General features: G+C 38.1%; 17 protein-coding genes. 11 read left to right on the forward strand and 6 right to left on the reverse strand.

All coding sequences use genetic code 11. The annotated features are described in order from the left end of the window. Positions 1–515 precede the first annotated feature (515 nt). Positions 516–1,445: a haloacid dehalogenase-like hydrolase gene (locus M1F25_RS16915; protein ID WP_164455181.1), complete on the reverse strand. Its 930-nt coding sequence runs from the start codon at positions 1,443–1,445 to the stop codon at positions 516–518. Positions 1,446–1,726: 281 nt separating this feature from the next. Between M1F25_RS16915 and M1F25_RS16920 the strand changes: the two genes are divergently transcribed. From M1F25_RS16920 to efeB, 5 genes are all read left to right on the forward strand, one after another. Beyond that, on the forward strand, positions 1,727–2,284 hold the full coding sequence (locus tag M1F25_RS16920) for an iron transporter (protein ID WP_094960937.1): 558 nt from the start codon (positions 1,727–1,729) through the stop codon (positions 2,282–2,284). A gap of 95 nt (positions 2,285–2,379) precedes the next feature. Beyond that, positions 2,380–2,715 (forward strand): cupredoxin domain-containing protein, encoded by a 336-nt coding sequence (locus M1F25_RS16925; protein ID WP_004260622.1) that lies wholly within the window; start codon positions 2,380–2,382, stop codon positions 2,713–2,715. A gap of 11 nt (positions 2,716–2,726) precedes the next feature. Further along, positions 2,727–3,560 carry an FTR1 family iron permease gene (locus M1F25_RS16930; RefSeq protein WP_094960936.1) on the forward strand — a complete coding sequence of 278 codons (834 nt, stop codon included), beginning with the start codon at positions 2,727–2,729 and terminating at the stop codon, positions 3,558–3,560. After that, on the forward strand, positions 3,553–4,455 hold the full coding sequence (locus tag M1F25_RS16935) for an EfeM/EfeO family lipoprotein (RefSeq protein ID WP_112307187.1): 903 nt from the start codon (positions 3,553–3,555) through the stop codon (positions 4,453–4,455). Before M1F25_RS16930 ends, M1F25_RS16935 begins: the two co-directional genes overlap by 8 nt. Positions 4,456–4,466: 11 nt before the next feature. After that, positions 4,467–5,741 (forward strand): iron uptake transporter deferrochelatase/peroxidase subunit, encoded by a 1,275-nt coding sequence (gene efeB / locus M1F25_RS16940; RefSeq protein ID WP_112307188.1) that lies wholly within the window; start codon positions 4,467–4,469, stop codon positions 5,739–5,741. An 87-nt stretch (positions 5,742–5,828) separates the two neighbouring features. Here the strand turns inward: efeB and M1F25_RS16945 are convergent, their stop codons facing one another. From M1F25_RS16945 to M1F25_RS16955, 3 genes are all read right to left on the reverse strand, one after another. Then, the gene (locus tag M1F25_RS16945) at positions 5,829–6,563 is read right to left on the reverse strand and encodes a vWA domain-containing protein (protein WP_050763767.1); all 735 of its coding nucleotides are present in this window, start codon (positions 6,561–6,563) and stop codon (positions 5,829–5,831) included. Positions 6,564–6,746: 183 nt separating this feature from the next. Further along, positions 6,747–7,640, reverse strand: coding sequence for a hypothetical protein (locus M1F25_RS16950; protein ID WP_112307189.1), 894 nt, complete (start codon positions 7,638–7,640; stop codon positions 6,747–6,749). Positions 7,641–7,804: 164 nt separating this feature from the next. Further along, positions 7,805–8,731: a LysR family transcriptional regulator gene (locus tag M1F25_RS16955; RefSeq protein WP_153673130.1), complete on the reverse strand. Its 927-nt coding sequence runs from the start codon at positions 8,729–8,731 to the stop codon at positions 7,805–7,807. A gap of 145 nt (positions 8,732–8,876) precedes the next feature. Here M1F25_RS16955 and M1F25_RS16960 point away from each other — a divergent pair, with 145 nt between their 5' ends. Both M1F25_RS16960 and M1F25_RS16965 read left to right on the forward strand, forming a co-directional pair. Then, complete coding sequence (locus M1F25_RS16960) at positions 8,877–10,652, forward strand: adenine deaminase (protein ID WP_181488568.1); 1,776 nt, start codon at positions 8,877–8,879, stop codon at positions 10,650–10,652. 41 nt (positions 10,653–10,693) lie between these two features. Next, positions 10,694–12,037: an NCS2 family permease gene (locus M1F25_RS16965; protein ID WP_004260651.1), complete on the forward strand. Its 1,344-nt coding sequence runs from the start codon at positions 10,694–10,696 to the stop codon at positions 12,035–12,037. A 58-nt stretch (positions 12,038–12,095) separates the two neighbouring features. Here the strand turns inward: M1F25_RS16965 and M1F25_RS16970 are convergent, their stop codons facing one another. Together M1F25_RS16970 and M1F25_RS16975 are read right to left on the reverse strand one after the other, a co-directional pair. Beyond that, a complete protein-coding gene (locus tag M1F25_RS16970) occupies positions 12,096–12,500 on the reverse strand; it encodes a RidA family protein (protein ID WP_153673129.1) in 405 nt (134 codons plus the stop codon). 128 nt (positions 12,501–12,628) lie between these two features. Then, complete coding sequence (locus M1F25_RS16975) at positions 12,629–13,393, reverse strand: aminoglycoside adenylyltransferase domain-containing protein (protein WP_181488570.1); 765 nt, start codon at positions 13,391–13,393, stop codon at positions 12,629–12,631. Positions 13,394–14,067: 674 nt separating this feature from the next. Between M1F25_RS16975 and gltS the strand changes: the two genes are divergently transcribed. The 4 genes from gltS (at position 14,068) to M1F25_RS16995 (ending at position 18,048) form a co-directional block, all read left to right on the forward strand. After that, positions 14,068–15,273, forward strand: a complete 1,206-nt coding sequence (gene gltS / locus M1F25_RS16980; protein WP_181488572.1) for a sodium/glutamate symporter — start codon at positions 14,068–14,070, stop codon at positions 15,271–15,273. Positions 15,274–15,485: 212 nt separating this feature from the next. Then, positions 15,486–16,394 carry a LysR family transcriptional regulator gene (locus M1F25_RS16985; protein WP_096863301.1) on the forward strand — a complete coding sequence of 303 codons (909 nt, stop codon included), beginning with the start codon at positions 15,486–15,488 and terminating at the stop codon, positions 16,392–16,394. A 56-nt stretch (positions 16,395–16,450) separates the two neighbouring features. Continuing rightward, on the forward strand, positions 16,451–17,692 hold the full coding sequence (locus M1F25_RS16990) for a D-amino acid dehydrogenase (RefSeq protein ID WP_181488574.1): 1,242 nt from the start codon (positions 16,451–16,453) through the stop codon (positions 17,690–17,692). Positions 17,693–17,694: 2 nt separating this feature from the next. Beyond that, on the forward strand, positions 17,695–18,048 hold the full coding sequence (locus M1F25_RS16995) for a RidA family protein (protein ID WP_004260681.1): 354 nt from the start codon (positions 17,695–17,697) through the stop codon (positions 18,046–18,048). The last annotated feature ends 68 nt before the right edge of the window (positions 18,049–18,116 follow it).

The following is an 18,116-nucleotide window of genomic DNA, read 5'->3' on the forward strand; positions in this document are numbered from 1 at the left end:
ATTACAAAACGAAAGAGCTAATATTTTTATGCTATGAGATGAACACAATAGTGATATTCAACTAAAAATAACGTAATTGCATTGAAAACACCCATTAAGATGGTAACTTACTGAAACTAACCCACATTTAACTATGACATCTTTTTATATCGAAGTAATAACAATATGCGTTCAACATATAGCCAATGACAAAGAAAGTTGCACTTACATTTAAATATTATTTTAATTCTCAATTACCCGATAAATCTGTAGCATTTTCATCATTCGGGCAGCCGAGAGAAACGAAACCAATTTTTGGTACCGGATTAGTATTTTGCGACATAACTCACTTCTTTTATTGTGTTATAAATATTGTTTTAGAAAAATGGGCGAAATTTTACCTGAAGAATTGAGGGAATTGTATAAATTTTTATCGAAAATAATATGAATTTAAATCTAGAATAGATAGAAACAAATCTTGCTTTTAGTCGGTGATTTTCACAAATCATTTTGTAAAAACCACCTAAAAATGCCAATCAGCGATTAATTGAACGAGCAATACGTGAGTAAGTGTGCCTAACCCCTCGGATCACAATACTATAATTTAAAATATTCTCAGGTAATGCAATTCCGTTATACCCTGAATCACCAATATGATGTAAATCTGTCCCAGCCATTTTACACATTAATGCTATTTGCCGAATAGTTTGTAAATCTGCGCCTTCTTGAGAAGTCCCAATCGCTGTCATTGTCATCACTCCTTGGGAATGGCAATAACCCACCATTTTTTGCACAAATTCTAACGAGATCCCGGGGACCGTTCCTGGAGCCGGAAGCAAAATAATATCTGCACCACTGTTAATAAAGGTACGAATATCATCTTCTGTTATGAGTTGCTCAGCCGAGGCATTCAAAACTCCTGCTGCGTGCATTTTCCCTGTAATAAGCACAATATCTTCGCCAACAACAGCTTTAAGCTCTTTAAGACTCTGGTTAATTTCCTGATTAGTGACTCCGTTTCCAGGGTTTCCCGTTAAAACAATAATGTCAGCACCCATTTCTTTTAACTTAAGGGCATTTTTTACTGTTGCTAGCCGCCCCTCTGACATTTTCCACTGCGCATCCTGTGTTGGATTATTAAATCCCTCAGGTACGGGCTCTAAATTAACGCCTATTGCTCTCCCCGTTAAACGCTTAAGCGTTCGAATGATTTCTTCGGGTTCAATCCCTTCGGGCAGACCTTGCATAATCGGTTGATTAACATCAAAAACATTCAGCAACAGGATATCGGCACCTTGGCTTGCAGCTAATTCAGCATTCGTTACCGTCATTAATACAGGCTGAATTGTACCAATGGTTTCAGAAACCAATATTCGCCCTTCACTGGCTTTAATTGATTCTAATAGATTCTTTTTATTGAATTTTGCGATTTCTGAAGCTGAACAATCAAGATAACGTCGTTGCATGGCTATACCTTTAGTTTCAACAAAATTGATGAAAAACTCATTTGTCATGAATATCTACATTCAAAATATATCACGTAGATAATAATAAACTGCCTAATAGAGCACACTATTAGCAAGTTATTTTTTGAAGAATAATAACTTTTTCTAACACATAGATTTTTATATAAAAATAATCATTCTCAGCAACGCGTTGTCAACTTATCAGAAATTATCACTTGTTTTTTATTAATAGTAATGATTATCATTACTACTCTATATCACTTATGGTAAGGACAAAAATAATGAAACTCGCCTATAAAGCTGCTGTTTCAGGTCTCGCGTTGTTTTCAATCTCAGCATTAGCTCAAGAGTACCCTCTCGGTCACCCTGTGATCAAAAACGGAATGGAAATCCAAGGTGTTTATTTACAGCCCATTACAATGGATACCGAAGAAGGCCATCATGCGATGTCTCACTTAGCTGCAGATAAAGCAGATGTCCACTTAGAAGCAGATATTCACGCTGTTGAAGATAACCCAAATGGCTTTGCAGAAGGCGATTGGATCCCTTACCTGACCATTGAGTATTCAGTTACTAAACTCGGTGATAAACCACAAACTCAAACAGGCACATTTATGCCTATGGTGGCGAGTGATGGCCCTCATTATGGGGAAAACATTAAATTAGATGGCAATGGTAAATACCGCGTCACCTATAAAATTTACCCGCCATCACACAATAAAGAAGTTGCCTTTGGGCGCCATATTGATAAAGAAACAGGTGTAGCCCCTTGGTTCCAACCTTTCGAAGTCTCTTGGGACTTTGACTACGCAGGTGTTGGCCGTAAAGGTAGTTACTAATTTTTTTATTAAAATTAGATAAGGGCTTAACCAAGGGAGTTATCTTGCGTAAGCCCTTTTTTGTTTGTTGTTATTAAAGGATAAACCAAGCCAAAATGAAAACATTACTGAGTTTTTTACTGGTTATCACTTGTACAATAGTTCCCTTATCTTCATTTGCTGCAGAAAAATATACTGTCGAATTAGAAATGAAAAATGGTGATCTCATCCCGCGAGTTCTTGAAGTTCCTGCAAAAACGATTATCCGCATTAAAATTACCAACACAGGTACTGAACCCGCAGAGTTTGAAAGCATTCAATTAAGAAAAGAAAAAGTTTTAGCGCCGGGTGCAAGCTCAGTAGTGGTAATCGCACCACTGAAACCTGGTACGTACACTTTTTTTGATGACTTCCACCTTTCTCACCCCAAAGGCGAGATCATTGCGAAATAAAAGGATTTAGCATGGGACAAGTTCTGTTTGTTGTTTGGCGTGAAAGCTTTGAAGCGCTACTTGTCATTGGCATTATTTATGCGTGGATTAAACGTCACCCTGACGCACATAATGGTATGAAATACCTTTGGGCTGGTGTCGCTATCGGGGTTATAACCTCAATCTTATTGGCGCTTCTCATTTATGGCGTATTCAATGTCCTCGATGACACTGGGCAATCACTATTTATGATTTTTATGGAGTTACTCGCCTGTGTCCTGATTGTCCAAATGGTGTATTGGATGAACAAACATGGAAGTTCAATGAAATCCGAAATTGAATCAGGAATAAGACGTAATGCCGCCCACCATAACTGGTGGGGAGCCGCATTGATTATTGCTATTGCCATTGCCCGCGAAGGGAGTGAAATCGTCGTCTTCCTATCTAGCTTTATTATGTCGCTAACCACATCTAATGCCTCGACTTTCTTTATCGAGGTCGGTGGTGGAATTGCGATTGCAGGTCTTACACTTTATGTTTTCCTACTAACAAATCGCTTAATTTCGTGGTCTATCTTCTTTAAAGTTACAGGGGTTATTTTATTATTCCTCGCATTATCTCTCTTACTTAAAGGTGTAGAAGAAAGTGCTAACTTATTGATTGAATATGATTTCGCTATCCCTGAGTTTTTAATTTACCCCGCTTGGGATACAACTGCATTTCTCGATGATTCTGGTATTGCTGGCAATTTTATCTCTTCTTTCTTTGCCTACCGTTCACAACCGATTTGGCTCAGCGTCATTACCTTTGTCCTTTATTGGGCTATTGTGATCCCATTGTTTGCTCGGAGCAAAAAAAATGTCTAGCTCACTGAGGCGGAATATCAAATGGATGTCTTTTAGCTTAATACTCAGTGTTGCCATTCCTACTTTGGTTCAAAGTAAAGCACTAAGATCCCCTGTGCAAACAGGGGACAACATCATTATTGCTAAAGGTGATATACCCACTCCAGAAAAATATCAACATGCAATCCAAACCTATTTAACCTTTGCCACTAATCAATTGGCAGAAATGGTCACACAATTGGAATTGTTGCAACAGAATTTACAGCAAGGGAAGCTGCAACAAGCTCAAACAGCATATATTCAAGCTCACCAGTACTATGAAACAGTGCGCCCGATTATTATTTTATTTGGTAATACGGATAGGACAATTAACCCAAGAGCCGATTATTTCCTCGATAAAGAAACAGATTACCGCTTTACGGGGTTTCATCTTGTTGAGTACCAGCTATTTATGCAAAAGGATGCCAAACTTGCGTTAGCGGCAAACCAAGAGCTATTACTCAAAGGGCGTGATTTGCATAAACGAGTAGCAACTGAAACCATCGAAATACCCAAGCTCGTGCAAGCCTCGGCTGATTTTATTGAAATGATCTTAGAAACGAAATTGGGGGGTAAAGAAAATATCTACAGTTTGTCTGATTTAACTGATATTGCCGCTAATTTAAAGGGATCACAAAAAATAATTGGGGTTCTTAAACCTTTTATCAAGCCAGAAACACTGGATAAAATACAGCAAAATGAACAGCTGATTAACCAAATAATGCAGACATATCAACTGTCAAATACCACATATCAACCCTATAGCCAATTACAATTAAAAGACAAAATGGCACTTTATTCATTACTCACTCAGCAAGCTGAAACCTTAGCCAAATTACGTGCTGAGCTTGATGTCGATGTTTACTATAAATATTAAGGCATATATTTATGCAAGCTAAACTTAGTAGTATATTGCAAACCAACGGAATGTCTCGGCGTAATGCCCTAAAAATGCTCGCAGTTAGTAGCGCAGTTTTAGCGGCTCCAACATTAAAAGCGCAAGGGAAAATTGCTAATTGCCAGCTCACCTATAACAAAGCAATCAATTATCTTGGGCTACACCAAGCCGGTGTTTTAACGCCTGAACCCAAAAATGCCACTTTTATTGCATTTAATACTACAGCGAATTCTGTCGAACAATTACAAACTGTTTTTACTTTACTGACTCAGCGTATTGCTCACTTAACTCAACCCCAAATAGAGCCGTCAATCAATAACGATAAGATGCCTCCGGCAGAATCAGGTATTCTTGGGACACAACAACAACCCGACTCACTAACTATCACCGTTGCTTTAGGAAATTCTCTTTTTGATAACCGGTTCGGCTTAAATAAAGTTAAGCCTAAACATCTTAGTGAAATGACCAGTTTCCCTAACGATCGACTAGAACAAAAATGGTGTGGTGGTGATCTCCTTCTGCAAATATGTGCGAATAGCCAAGAAAGCGTTATCTATGCATTACGTGATATCCTACGTCATATTTCGCCATACAGTTTTCCTCTCTGGAAAATAGATGGTTTCTTACCTGCAAGAGATATTGATAACCACTCAACTCCTATCAACCTTTTTGGTTTTAAGGATGGAACAGGAAATGCGCCTGCCGATGACAATTCGTTAATGAACGAATTAATATGGATAACAAAAGGCAGCCAAGAACCGTCTTGGTGCGACGGAGGGACATACCAAGCAGTACGTCTCATTCGTTTTAATTTAGAGTTTTGGGATAGAACCCCCTTAGAAGATCAAGAAAATGATTTTGGCCGACATAAAGACTCAGGAGCACCAATCGGCATGAAAAATGAGCATGATGATCCTGAGTTTGAAAAAGATCCTCATGGTGACCGTATTTTATTTGATTCCCATATGCGCCGTGCAGAGCCTCGTAATCCTGAACGTTATACCGCAAAACTAAGGCGAAGAAGTTATAGCTATTCACTGGGGTTAACAGAAACAGGAACTCTCGATATGGGCTTAGTTTTTGTCTCTTTTCAACAAAATTTAAAGACAGGCTTTATTGACACTCAAAAACGGCTCAATGGTGAACCACTTGAACGTTATATCAAGCCTTTTGGTGGAGGGTACTATTTTGTATTACCTGGAGTCCAATCGGCACAAGACACACTTGCTGAAAAAATGTTTACAGCCTTAAAACAAACTAGCTAATTATATTTATAAAATGAAAGCCCTTATTACATTTGCCGTAAGGGCTTTATTCGAAGCGATATCATCTCTTTTTAATTGAACACATTATTATTTTTTACGTTCCTTCACATCCGCTTCGACTTCCTGTTTCCAGTCCTCTGATATTGGCGCAGACATTTGTTTAGCTTCCACCGCTTTATTTACAGCACGATAAGCTTTATCGTAACCTGTCCCATCTTGCACATAACCAGTGGCATTTGAACTTTTAATCCCAATATTTTCCGCTTCAGAAATGGCATCAATATTGGCTCCTAAGAAAATAAAATCCCATTTATCTTCTGTTTCAGCAGACTTAATCATAGCTTTAATTTTCGCCTGGGAATATTTACGGCTACTATTTTCTTGCCCATCTGTAATTATTACAAAAAGGACATTATTATTTTTAGTAACTTTTCTATTTTCTTGCATTTTTTCAATGCCTTCTCCTATTGCGTCTAACAATGCGGTATAGCCACCAACAGGATAATCATCAAGTGTTAGATTAGAAACTTTTGCAATGGGTTCTCTATTATGGAGTAAACTTGTTTTGTCATTAAATAAAATAGTTGTAATGTAGGTTTTTGCTTTTTTTCCTTTATTTTCAGTTAATACACTATTATATCCACCAATTGTATCAGTCTCGAAACCTGACATAGAGCCACTTTTATCAAGAATGAATACTAAATCTAAAACATCGGGTTCCTTTTTGGTATCAATAATAGTTGTACTGCTAGCGACAGAAGAAAATAAAAACAAAAATACAGCTGATATGACGGTGAAAACAGATTGTATGGATAAATTCATCGCCGAGTTCCTTGGTGAGGTTAATAAAAATATAACTACCCCAATCTCGCTTTTTCGCCAATTATTTCAAATAAGATTACTCTGTATAATTAATAAGCATTTTCTTAATTAATTTCAAAAAATTATTACTCGAAAATAGTTTTTTGAGCAAACTTGTAAAGAGTAAATCTACTTAAATGATTACTATTTTAACCAAATACCATTTTCTCTTACTACATTAATTTCTTGGATGAAATGATTATATTTAATATTTTCCGCAACAGAATTTGATGAAGCACTTCGAGCCTGCTCCTGGACTAATTCTGTGATAGCCTGATGAAATTCTTGGTTTAATTCTTCATGGATATTCACATCATCGGTACTTTTTAACCGCGTAACTAACTGAATTAATTTTTCGGCCTTTGCCTGTACATCCTCATTATCAAAAGTAACAGTTGGGACTCCATACATAAATACCACATTGATAGAATCCGCAGCTTCATGATTAGCAGGATCCGGTAATAAATTTTGTCCGTATTCATTATCTAAATAGGCAATTAATTCATGTTTATCAAAGCACTTGGATTTAATATTTCCATCTAACTTATCATCATAAAGTGTGATTGAATCTGGAAAATTTTCACCAACCGGGTAGCTACACCTAAATATATTTCCATCAATAAGCGTTGCATTAGAACTGCGAACTGGCAGTTCAAGCTCGTGCCCATTAATCGTAATGGGGTAACTCGCAGGTTTAAACCTCTCTTCTTTGCCATCAACGGCATAAACTTCAGACAATGTGTAATAAACAAAATGATTTGGGTTAATAATACCGCCAGAGTTATTTTCAAAGACAAAAAAATCCGTCACGTTACCCTCATCGCTTTCTAACTGGTGTAACCCGCTAGAAAGTAAAACAACACCTTTATCTTCTGGTAAAACATCATAATCTTTACCATCTAGCTTAAACCTAATCGTGTTTGCGCTTGGGTTACTATAATAAAATTTACCTTTACCACTTAAAAGCTCCATATCATCACAAGCGGAAAGTAATATAACCGCGGCGATAAAACAGCTATATTTTAGTATAGTATTCATAAAGTTATTCCAAAGCTTTTTAAAATCAATTTATTAAATAAAAAGTGAGCGCTATCTGTAACGCTCTTTAAGATATTATTATCGATATTGAAACCATTATTCAGTTATTCAAATAAAATAACTTTACGATAAATGCGGTAGTAATCTGCCTTAGTTGATAAATCTCATACGTTGTTATCACGCAATACTTTTAACAATACCTGAAAAACCTCGTCCATTAGTGGCGTCGCTTGCTCGCTATTACGAATTAAAGCGACTGTGCGCGTTAACTCCGGTTGTTGTAATTGCAAAACTTTCAATTCCGGGTCTCGTAAATGTACAGTATAAAGCAGTGGTAAAATAGCAATCGCTAATTTTGAACGAACTAAGCCATATAAGGTTTCAATATAATCTACTTGATAACGAATATTTAATTTTAGTCGGTGACTTTCCACCGTAGCAGCAACTAAACGTTGAATATTACCTTTCGAAAATACGGCAATATCACGATTATTTAGCAATTTCCACGGCAAGTGAAATTCATTGGTAGACACGGTATCATCATGATGAATAACAGCAACAAAAGGGTCATCCTGCAAGGGAAAGATATTTAAATTTTGAGGCACTGAGCTATCTAACACACCAATGCCAAAATCAATTTCATGATTGATAAGTTTATCAATCAAAGCGTCATTCGTTTGGTCATAAAACTCAATATTAAGCCTCGGAAAATATTGAGTTAATAATTCAGGTACAGCAGGAAATAACAAAGAACTTACGGAAGGAACCAGCCCAATACGCAATGTTCCATCCCCACCTTCCACGATTATTTTTTGAATTTCACTAAATGCACGGTGAGAAACACTCAGTATTTGCTGTGCATGTGGTAAAATTGCTGCGCCTAGCTCCGTTAATGTTACGGATGAAGCGGTACGATTAATTAGTTTTCCTCCAATAACCGTTTCTATTTGCCGCAAAGCACTACTCAAAGCAGGTTGGCTCACCGCTAGACGATTTGCTGTCTCGGTAAAATGACGCAGTTTTGCTAATGTCACAAAATACTGTAGTTGTTTGAGCGTAAGTGCTGGCAGTCTCTGCCAAGGTTCTATCATAATAATGTACTTTTATTTTTATTGGATTAGCCAATATATCTGTTCATTATAACCATTTCTTATCGCATGATAAATTTTATCATCTTGGCAAACGTTTGCGTTGCTCATAAAGTAACAGTCATTAAATTGAAGGAATGGTATTTTTATGAGCATAACAGAACAAAACAGGCGTCATGTCATTCAATCCGCTAAAGGTGAAAAGCCTTTTGACCTTTTACTCGCTAATGCCAATATTGTCGATATGGTCACAGGTGAAGTTCGCCTTGCAGATATCGGGATCACCGGCAACCTAATTGCTAGCGTTCACCCTACTGGAACCCGTACTGATGCAAATGAAGTCCATGATTTATCAGGCTATTTCATTTCACCCGGCTTAATAGACACTCACGTTCATTTAGAAAGCTCACACTTACCTCCTGTTCGCTATGCCGAGATAGTTCTAGCTCAAGGAACAACTGCTGTATTTTGGGACCCCCATGAACTCGCCAATGTACTAGGCCTAGAAGGTGTACGTTATGCCATTGATTCTAGCCGAAATTTGCCGCTAGATATTATGGTTGCAGCCCCTTCATCAGTACCATCAACACCTGGCCTAGAAATGTCTGGTGCAGACTTTGCTGGGGATGAGATGTCAACCATGCTGAGTTGGCCGGAAGTCCGCGGTGTGGCTGAAGTTATGGATATGTTTGGCGTGCTCCATGGCAGTGATAGAATGGAAGAAATTCTAAATGCAGGAATTACATCAGGTAAACTTATAGAAGGCCATGCAAGAGGTTTAAATGGGGCTGATCTCCAAGCTTATCTGGCAGCCGGAGTCACATCTGATCATGAATTAACCTCGGCTAAAGATGCTCTTGAAAAACTACGTGCGGGTCTTACATTACAAATTCGTGGCTCTCATCCTTACCTTCTTCCCGATATTGTTGCCGCATTAAAATCCTTACCACATTTATCATCGCAAATTACAGTATGTACGGATGATGTTCCGCCCGATATGTTAATTGAAAAAGGTGGCATTATTGCGCTACTTAACCTTTTAATTGAGCATGGAATGCCGGCAACGGACGTACTACGCTTTGCTACATTTAATGCTGCAATACGCTTGCAACGCCATGATCTTGGCCTGATTGCTGCGGGTAGAAAGGCAAATTTAGTCATTTTCGATTCATTGGAAACTTTGAAAGCGAAAGCTGTGTATGTATCTGGGCGAAAAATAGCTGAAAATAATCAGCTTATCAATGCATTAAATGTACCTAATGACATTTTACCTCCACGCGATACCATGCGACTTTCACCTATTACCCCAAATGATTGCACATTAAAAATTGATGAAATAAATAATGGTAGTGCGCGTTTACGTCATATTCGTGGGGCGCGCTTTACCCAATGGGGAGAAGTTGACGTACAAATCAAAAATAGCGTGGTACAACTGCCGAATAATTTCAGTCTTATTCGAGTTCAACACCGTCACGGCCGTCACGATGCTTTACCTCAAATAGCCTTACTTGAGGGCTGGGGTGAATTACGCGGAGCCATTGCGACAAGCTATTCACACGATTCACATAACCTCGTTGTTCTTGGACGTGACCCCGATGATATGGCTATCGCTGCTAATTTATTAATCGAGAGTGGTGGAGGTATGGCGTTAGTGCAAAATGGCCAAATTTTAGCCCATGTTGCGATGCCAATAGCGGGGATGTTATCTGATTTACCTGCGCCTGAATTAGCCGCTCAGTTTCGTCAATTACGTGAATTAAGCAGTGAAATTGCAGATTGGGAACCACCTTACCGCGTATTTAAAGCCATTGAGGGAACTTGTCTTGCCTGCAATGCAGGGCCACATTTAACCGATTTAGGATTAACTGACGGAACAACACGTCAAATCGTTGACGCTGTTATCCATACGGTTAAGCACGCTTAGAAAATTAAAAATATCAAAAATAATGATAGGAGAGCCTATTAATGGCTGACAGTTCAATAAATACGCCAACATCAGGGAGTTGGCTGGAAAAACGCTTTGCTTTACGTGAACGTGGGAGTTCAGTGAAAACAGAGTGTTTAGCCGGAGTTACTGGTTTTTTAGCCGCAGCTTACCTGCTAGTCGTGATCCCCGGTTTACTTGCCGCAGGAGGAATGGATAAAGGCGCAGCAACCACTGGAACAATTATTGTCTTCGTCATTGCCAGTTTATTAATGGCATTCTATGCGAATTTACCATTTATTGTTGGCCCCGGTATCGGAGGCTCTGTTCTTGTCGGCATTACTCTCGCAGGTAGTGAAGGCATTGACTGGCAAATAGGGCTCGGCATTGCTTGTTGGTCTGGAATTTTATTTTTCCTATTAACTAAATTTGGCTTGCGTGAGGTTGTTACACGCTCTGTTCCCCAATCAATTAAACTCGGATTAACTGCATCAATTGGTCTGTTCGTGGCCGTTTTAGGTTTTCGAAATGCAGGGTTAGTACTTGCTAACCCAAAAACAAATGCACTAATGCTTGGGGATTTCCTTTCTCCTGGTGCATTAGTTGCACTCGCAGGCTTTTTCGTTGCGATTGCACTACAAGCTCGCAAAATACCAGGCGGAATTTTATGGGCAATTTTATTTGCAACCCTCTTAGGCATTCCTTTTGGCGTCACAAAATTGCCTGAAAGCTTTATTGGTATTCCACATTCTGTGGCACCTGTACTAGGGCATGTAGACTTAATTGGCGCATTAAATATCGCTTTCCTACCTTTCTTATTTGTCTTTTTTGCTGCTGAGTTTTTCTCAACCATGGGAACAACTTTAGCCGTTGGCGGAGAGGCTGGCTTATTAGATAAAGAAGGTAATATGCCAAATATTAACCGCCCCTTTATCGTTGACTCAATTGCTGCTGCATTAGGCCCGTGGGTAGGTATTCCAGCGGCAACCGCACTCATTGAGTCCTCCGCTGCCGCAGAAGCTGGGGGTAAAACAGGTATGACCGCCCTTGCTGCTGCCTTTATGTTTTTATTAATGCTGTTATTTACGCCTATCGCATTAATGATCCCAGCCCAAGCCACAGCTCCAGCTCTAATTTTAATTGGACTAAATATGTTTAGTGGCTTACGAAAAGTGGACTTAGGCAATTTTACTGATGGCTTACCAGTATTAATGATGGTGATGATTACGTTAATCGCTAATAGTTTTGGTACTGGTATTGCAGGTGGGCTGTTATTTTATATTTTAATCAAAGCGGTTGCAGGCAAATGGAGAGAAATTCCAATAAGCTTGTGGATCCTTGCAGTGCCTCTTATTTATTATTTCTCAACATTAGTAAAACACTAATACCACGAGTGCCAGAAAAGCCGATACTTCCACTGTCGGCTTTTCTATTCTAATAAATTTAATTCAAAACTGCATGAGCTTCTATTTCTATCAACCATTCCGGTAAGGAAAGCCCTGAAACAATAACCCAAGAAGATGCAGGTGGCATATTTGGAAATTTTTCTTTTAATGCTCGCGCAATATCAGCTTGTTCCTTATGGCTGTTAAAGCCCTCTTTGATATAAATACGTAGCATAGCCACATGAGATAAATCGCCACCGGCCTCATGCAATACATGTTCAATATTAATTAATGATTGCACGGTTTGTTCGTAAATTCCCCCAGCAACAGTTTCTTCCGCAGCATTCACACCAACCTGCCCCGATAAAAATAATTGTCGGGTTCCCGTTGTTTCTACGGCTTGGCTAAAGCCATACTGCAAAGAATTAAAGACAGACTCTGGATTTATCGATTTTTTAGTCATTTTTGTTCCATCGTTAATAAAACAGTAAAGCAGTATAAGACTTTCACTTTTCAACTCATTAAATATCAGGCAAACGTTATTTGATTTGTATTAAAAAAGCATCAAAAGACACACTGGCTTATGTGCATCTAAGAATAAACACGAATACGCTCAGCTAAATAGTTCGCACACAAGGTGACTTCCACCTGTTGATTTTCCCATTCAACAGAAACACCAGTTAAATAGGCCTTTTTCGCTACCAGTAGCACCGAGGCCAATTCCACTGGCATGAGTTCTATTGCCCAAATGGCAGCCTCATCCTTTGATATAAATAGTCCCGTTTCCATGGTGTACCACATGCGTGCTAATGTCAGTAAAACATTACGCTCATCACCTTTTAGAGATAACTCTAAATTAGGGAGTGAATCTAACATAGCTCGGCGAATATCATGCAGGCCAACAATAGGTAAGCCGTATATTTCCTTGTGCCATAAACTTACTGCTTCTTGTGACGCTTGGGCTAACATTAGTGTGAATTCAGGGTCTTGAGTTTGTCCTTCAAATACCCCTTGCTCGTACTCTGTACGTAACCACTCTCCATAAATTAATTCACATTTTGCAGGATAAGAAAGCATGTTTAATTCACTTGTTAAGAATACAACAATTTCCAGTGGTCGCCGGCCTTTTGGATCAATCGGATATAAGCCAGAAATATCCATTAAATCTCGTACAAGTTGTTCACGGCAAATATCAGTCACGGGGCTATCAATCACCACAAGTAAATCAATATCACTCATTGGCCGTAACCCACTAGAAACAGAGGAACCGTGTAGATAAACTGCAATTAATGAATCAGAAAAATGTTTTCGCAGAATAACCAATGTTTGTTCAGCTTGGGGGGGAGTTACCATCATATCACTCCTATCATATTTAATGATACTAATACTAGTATAAATAGTAATTAAAACAATAATTTTAATAAAATCAATAACTAAATCACTGACTTATTTTTATGACATAAATGAAATGGTTAAAAACTAAGCTATAATATTTAAATAGAATTACACTATTATTTTAATGAATAATATTCGCATTCATTTCACTGAGGTTAAAAGCAATTAATCGTTCAGATACTGAGCCCAAATGACATGTTCAAGACATCAATTTTCATTTGAATTATTAAATAAACTAAAAGCTCATTCTACATCATGCAGCATTACTCCTCTTCTTCTACAATTGCTAAGCGTCTTACATGCGGTACATCACACTTCTCATCATTCATATTGAATTCGGCTTTATAACCACGAGATAAAACCAGTGCAAATATTAATCACCATATAAATGATACCCAAATACATATCAAACAGAAAAAACCATAATTAACAAATAGTTAAATTGAAAATAAATAATTTACTACGGGATTGGATGGCTCGACAAATGAAAAAATAAGAATGTCGCAGTTAACTAAAAGTTATAGATACCCAAACAAAACTCATTGTTAAACAAAAGTTACGCAAAGTAATTTAATTTATCGCTAATGTTAAATAACAACGGTGAAAGTTCTGGTAAACTAACTTGAGGTAAAATAATGATCCTAGATGCCAGCTACACTTTATTAGTCGCTTGTTTGGCGCTATTGATTGGTATGTTTGTTGTAAAATACACTCCTTTTCTACAAAAAAACCATATTCCTGAAGCCGTTGTTGGCGGTTTTATTGTTGCTATCATTCTATTAATTGTCGATAAAACAGCTGGATATTCATTTACTTTTGATGCTTCACTACAAAGCATTTTAATGATTACGTTCTTTTCATCAATTGGATTGAGCTCAGATTTTTCGCGTTTAATAAAAGGTGGTAAGCCGCTTATTTTATTAACTATCGCAGTGACTATCTTAATTGCTATTCAAAATACCGTTGGTATGGGAATGGCTGTCATGCTTAATGAAAGTCCATTTATTGGCTTAATTGCAGGCTCAATCACACTTACGGGTGGCCACGGCAACGCAGGAGCTTGGGGACCAATACTGGCTGATAAGTATGGCGTAACTGGTGCTGTTGAATTAGCTATGGCATGTGCAACCCTAGGTTTAGTATTAGGTGGGTTAATTGGCGGCCCTGTTGCTCGTCATTTATTGAAAAAAGTTTCAATCCCTAAAAGCACTGAACTCGAAAAAGAAACGATCGTTGAAGCCTTCGAACAACCTAGTGTCAAACGAAAAATTAATGCTAATAATGTTATTGAAACCATCTCAATGCTGATTATCTGTATTGTTGTCGGTGGCTATATTAGTGAGTTTTTTAAAGATACTGTCATGCAATTACCAACCTTTGTTTGGTGCTTATTTGTCGGTATTATTATTCGTAACGTCTTAACCCATGTATTTAAGCATGAAGTTTTTGAACCAACTGTTGATGTTTTAGGTAGCGTTGCCTTGTCATTATTCTTAGCAATGGCGCTAATGTCCTTAAAATTCGGTCAACTCGCCAGTATGGCAGGCCCTGTTCTGATAATTATTGCTGTCCAAACGGTAGTTATGGTTCTATTTGCAACATTTGTTACCTTTAAAATGATGGGCAAAGACTATGACGCAGTTGTTATTAGTGCTGGGCACTGTGGCTTTGTAATGGGGGCTACACCAACCGCTATCGCTAACATGCAGACCGTCACTAAAGCATTCAGTCCTTCTCATAAAGCATTTTTAGTGGTGCCAATGGTAGGGGCATTTATTGTCGATATTTCAAATAGTATCTTAATTAAAATCTTTATCGAAATCGGCACGTATTTTACCTAGTACGCAATCATAAAGGCCAGGCTATAACCTATGTATATCATCTGGCCTTCTCTTTTTTATCACCATTGAATTTAAACCGCCTAATTACCTTTCATCATTTTCAGTACCAAATAAATAGTTGTTCAGATTAATTTGTATTAATTCGGTAGAATATGCGAATTAATACAAATAGTCGGTTTCGGTGAGTCAAAGCAAATAGTAGGTTTCTGAAAATGAAATTAAGGCATCTCGATATTTTTTATGCAGTCATGACATGTGGCTCTTTAACTCGTGCAGCGGAGGTTTTACATATCTCACAACCCGCGGCAAGTAAGTCCTTAAAACATGCAGAACAACAACTTGGCTTAGTCTTGTTCCAGCGAATAAGAGGAAAGTTAATTCCCACGGCTGAGGCAAACCTGCTATTTGAAGAAGCCAAAGAAGTTTATCAAAATCTAGATAAACTAAGAATTTTAGCGCAAAATTTATCACGTGATCCGCAAGGTAAACTAGCCATTGGTTGTCTACCTAGCTTAGGGCTAAACTTAGTACCTGAAGTGACCGCGCAATTTATTAAAAAACACCCCAATATCAAACTCACGATCGGTACACATCATACAACGGATATTCTGCAGTTATTAACCCAACAAGATCTCGACATTGGTATTGGCTTTAATCTTGAAATTGAAGGGGGCATTACTGTTCTTCCCATTGCTGATATCCCATTAGTCTATGTGGATAGTAAATTACCATTGCACTCCCCTGTATCACTCACCGATATAGACCAAGAGCGTTGGATCCATCCTGGGTCTGACTCCTTATCTCAGCTATTACAAAAGCGCCATGAGTTTGCAGAATCAAATATTAGTGTTCATACCTACCATATGGCAGCAGAATTTGTTCAAGCGGGTTTAGGCTGTAGTATTACGGATATTTTTTCAGCCGAACATACGCTACCTGAGTCGATGATTTACCCACTAAAAGAAGGTTTACATCTTGCCGTATCTGTTTTTCATCGCGCAGACAAACCATTAACCAAAGCTGCACAAAATTATGTTAATACTTTGGCATCCACACTTGAAAAAAGAAATAAAGTAGTTAACCAAAAGTTATACTCTAGTAATGAAAACTCAATTGTTTAGTTAGCTTATTCACCGTTAAATAATAACATCTTGGTTATTATGAGTTACGGATTATTATGACTAAACATGTGGTGGTTATTGGAGCTGGTGTAATTGGTTTAAGCACCGCCTATGCATTAATTAAAGCAGGCCAAACCGTAACATTAGTTGAATCAGATACCGATGTTGGCATGCAGACCAGTTTTGCTAACGGTGGGCAACTCAGCTATCGTTATGTATCTCCTCTTGCAGACGCCGGTGTTCCTTTGCAAGGCCTACGTTGGATGGGGAAAAATGATTCTCCTTTAAATCTAAAAATAACGCCTTCAATACAACAATGGTCTTGGCTTGCACAATTTACATTAGCTTGTAACCGTAAAACCAATAAAATTAATGGTGCTCATCTTTTACGTTTATCACTTTTTAGCCAAGAAATAATGAATAAATGGCGTAACAATGGTGATATTTCTGATTTTGCTTGGGAGAAATCAGGGAAATTAATTATCCACCGAGATAATAAAAGTTTTCAAAAAGCCAGTGAAACAGTTGATAAACAATTTCAAAAAATATTAACACCCTCTGAAATTGTTGGACTAGAACCTTCTTTAAAAAATATACAGTCTCAATTGGTAGGTGCAATATATGCCCCTGATGATGAGAGTGCAGATTGCTATTTATTCTGTAAGAACCTACTGCAATATTTACTCACGCAATCTCAATTTAATCTTTGCTTAAAACATAATGTTCAATCTTTCATTAAACAAGATGACTGCATTACAGGAGTAGCCACTCACCAGGGAACTATCCAAGCTGATGATTTTATTGTTTGTGCCGGCAATGGTAGCCGCGAATTGTTAAAACCACTAAATATTAATGTCCCAATTTTAGGGTTAAAAGGCTATAGCTTAAGCGTAGAATACCCGCAGGTAGAACATATTGTTCCGAAAATTAACGTGACTGATTACGGCAATAAAATTGTCTATGCCAAACTTAATGATCAATTACGCATTGCTGCGATGGTTGATATTGGTTATGACAAGCAAGGCTTACGTGAAAATAGAATACAAGCACTCAAGAATATTATTAAAAATACCTTCCCTGAATTACCTAAAATTGACGATGCTGAAAGTTGGTGTGGGTTACGCCCTTCAACACCGAAAGGCCCACCGATACTAGGAAAAACTGCCTATAGAAATTTATGGCTTAATATTGGGCATGGCAGTTTAGGGTTTACACTTGCCGCAGGCAGCGCGGAAATACTGAGCCAATTAATAACTGAACAAAAACCCCCTATTTCTTTAACTGGATTAACGAGGTAATCATGTCCATAAAACGTAACAACCCAAAACCACGCTTAGCTGATAGCGTTGAATATTCAGGTTTAGTTTACTTATCAGGGCAAGTACCTAATGATCTAACAGGTGATATCACACAACAAACCAAAGACGTTTTTGCCAAGATTGATTCATTACTTGCTGCAAGCAACAGTGATAAAACACGTATTTTATCCGCCCAAGTTTGGATTAAAGATATCAAACGGGATTTTGCTGACTTTAATGCGGTATGGGAAAGTTGGATGCCTATAGAAAATAGCCCTGCCCGTGCAGCTGTTGAAGCCAATATGGCTCGGGAACAAGTACTAGTAGAAATTATGGTGATTGCCGCTCAGGCTTGACCCTATTTAACGGTATTCTAAATCTAAAAAACAGTGAGGTCTAAAAAGATCTACTGTTTTTTATTACT

The organism is Providencia sp. PROV109, assembly GCF_033681625.1.
GTDB classification, from domain to species: domain Bacteria; phylum Pseudomonadota; class Gammaproteobacteria; order Enterobacterales; family Enterobacteriaceae; genus Providencia; species Providencia hangzhouensis.

Excerpts from the sequence above, each read along its gene's own strand:
- gltS (WP_181488572.1), top strand. The coding sequence starts at position 14,068 with ATGATCCTAGATGCCAGCTACACTTTATTAGTCGCTTGTTTGGCGCTA.
- M1F25_RS16965 (WP_004260651.1), top strand. The coding sequence starts at position 10,694 with ATGGCTGACAGTTCAATAAATACGCCAACATCAGGGAGTTGGCTGGAA.
- M1F25_RS16925 (WP_004260622.1), top strand. The coding sequence starts at position 2,380 with ATGAAAACATTACTGAGTTTTTTACTGGTTATCACTTGTACAATAGTT.
- efeB (WP_112307188.1), top strand. The coding sequence starts at position 4,467 with ATGCAAGCTAAACTTAGTAGTATATTGCAAACCAACGGAATGTCTCGG.
- M1F25_RS16950 (WP_112307189.1), bottom strand. The coding sequence starts at position 7,640 with ATGAATACTATACTAAAATATAGCTGTTTTATCGCCGCGGTTATATTA.
- M1F25_RS16935 (WP_112307187.1), top strand. The coding sequence starts at position 3,553 with ATGTCTAGCTCACTGAGGCGGAATATCAAATGGATGTCTTTTAGCTTA.
- M1F25_RS16990 (WP_181488574.1), top strand. The coding sequence starts at position 16,451 with ATGACTAAACATGTGGTGGTTATTGGAGCTGGTGTAATTGGTTTAAGC.
- M1F25_RS16920 (WP_094960937.1), top strand. The coding sequence starts at position 1,727 with ATGAAACTCGCCTATAAAGCTGCTGTTTCAGGTCTCGCGTTGTTTTCA.
- M1F25_RS16955 (WP_153673130.1), bottom strand. The coding sequence starts at position 8,731 with ATGATAGAACCTTGGCAGAGACTGCCAGCACTTACGCTCAAACAACTA.
- M1F25_RS16975 (WP_181488570.1), bottom strand. The coding sequence starts at position 13,393 with ATGATGGTAACTCCCCCCCAAGCTGAACAAACATTGGTTATTCTGCGA.
- M1F25_RS16915 (WP_164455181.1), bottom strand. The coding sequence starts at position 1,445 with ATGCAACGACGTTATCTTGATTGTTCAGCTTCAGAAATCGCAAAATTC.
- M1F25_RS16970 (WP_153673129.1), bottom strand. The coding sequence starts at position 12,500 with ATGACTAAAAAATCGATAAATCCAGAGTCTGTCTTTAATTCTTTGCAG.
- M1F25_RS16985 (WP_096863301.1), top strand. The coding sequence starts at position 15,486 with ATGAAATTAAGGCATCTCGATATTTTTTATGCAGTCATGACATGTGGC.
- M1F25_RS16960 (WP_181488568.1), top strand. The coding sequence starts at position 8,877 with ATGAGCATAACAGAACAAAACAGGCGTCATGTCATTCAATCCGCTAAA.
- M1F25_RS16930 (WP_094960936.1), top strand. The coding sequence starts at position 2,727 with ATGGGACAAGTTCTGTTTGTTGTTTGGCGTGAAAGCTTTGAAGCGCTA.
- M1F25_RS16995 (WP_004260681.1), top strand. The coding sequence starts at position 17,695 with ATGTCCATAAAACGTAACAACCCAAAACCACGCTTAGCTGATAGCGTT.
- M1F25_RS16945 (WP_050763767.1), bottom strand. The coding sequence starts at position 6,563 with ATGAATTTATCCATACAATCTGTTTTCACCGTCATATCAGCTGTATTT.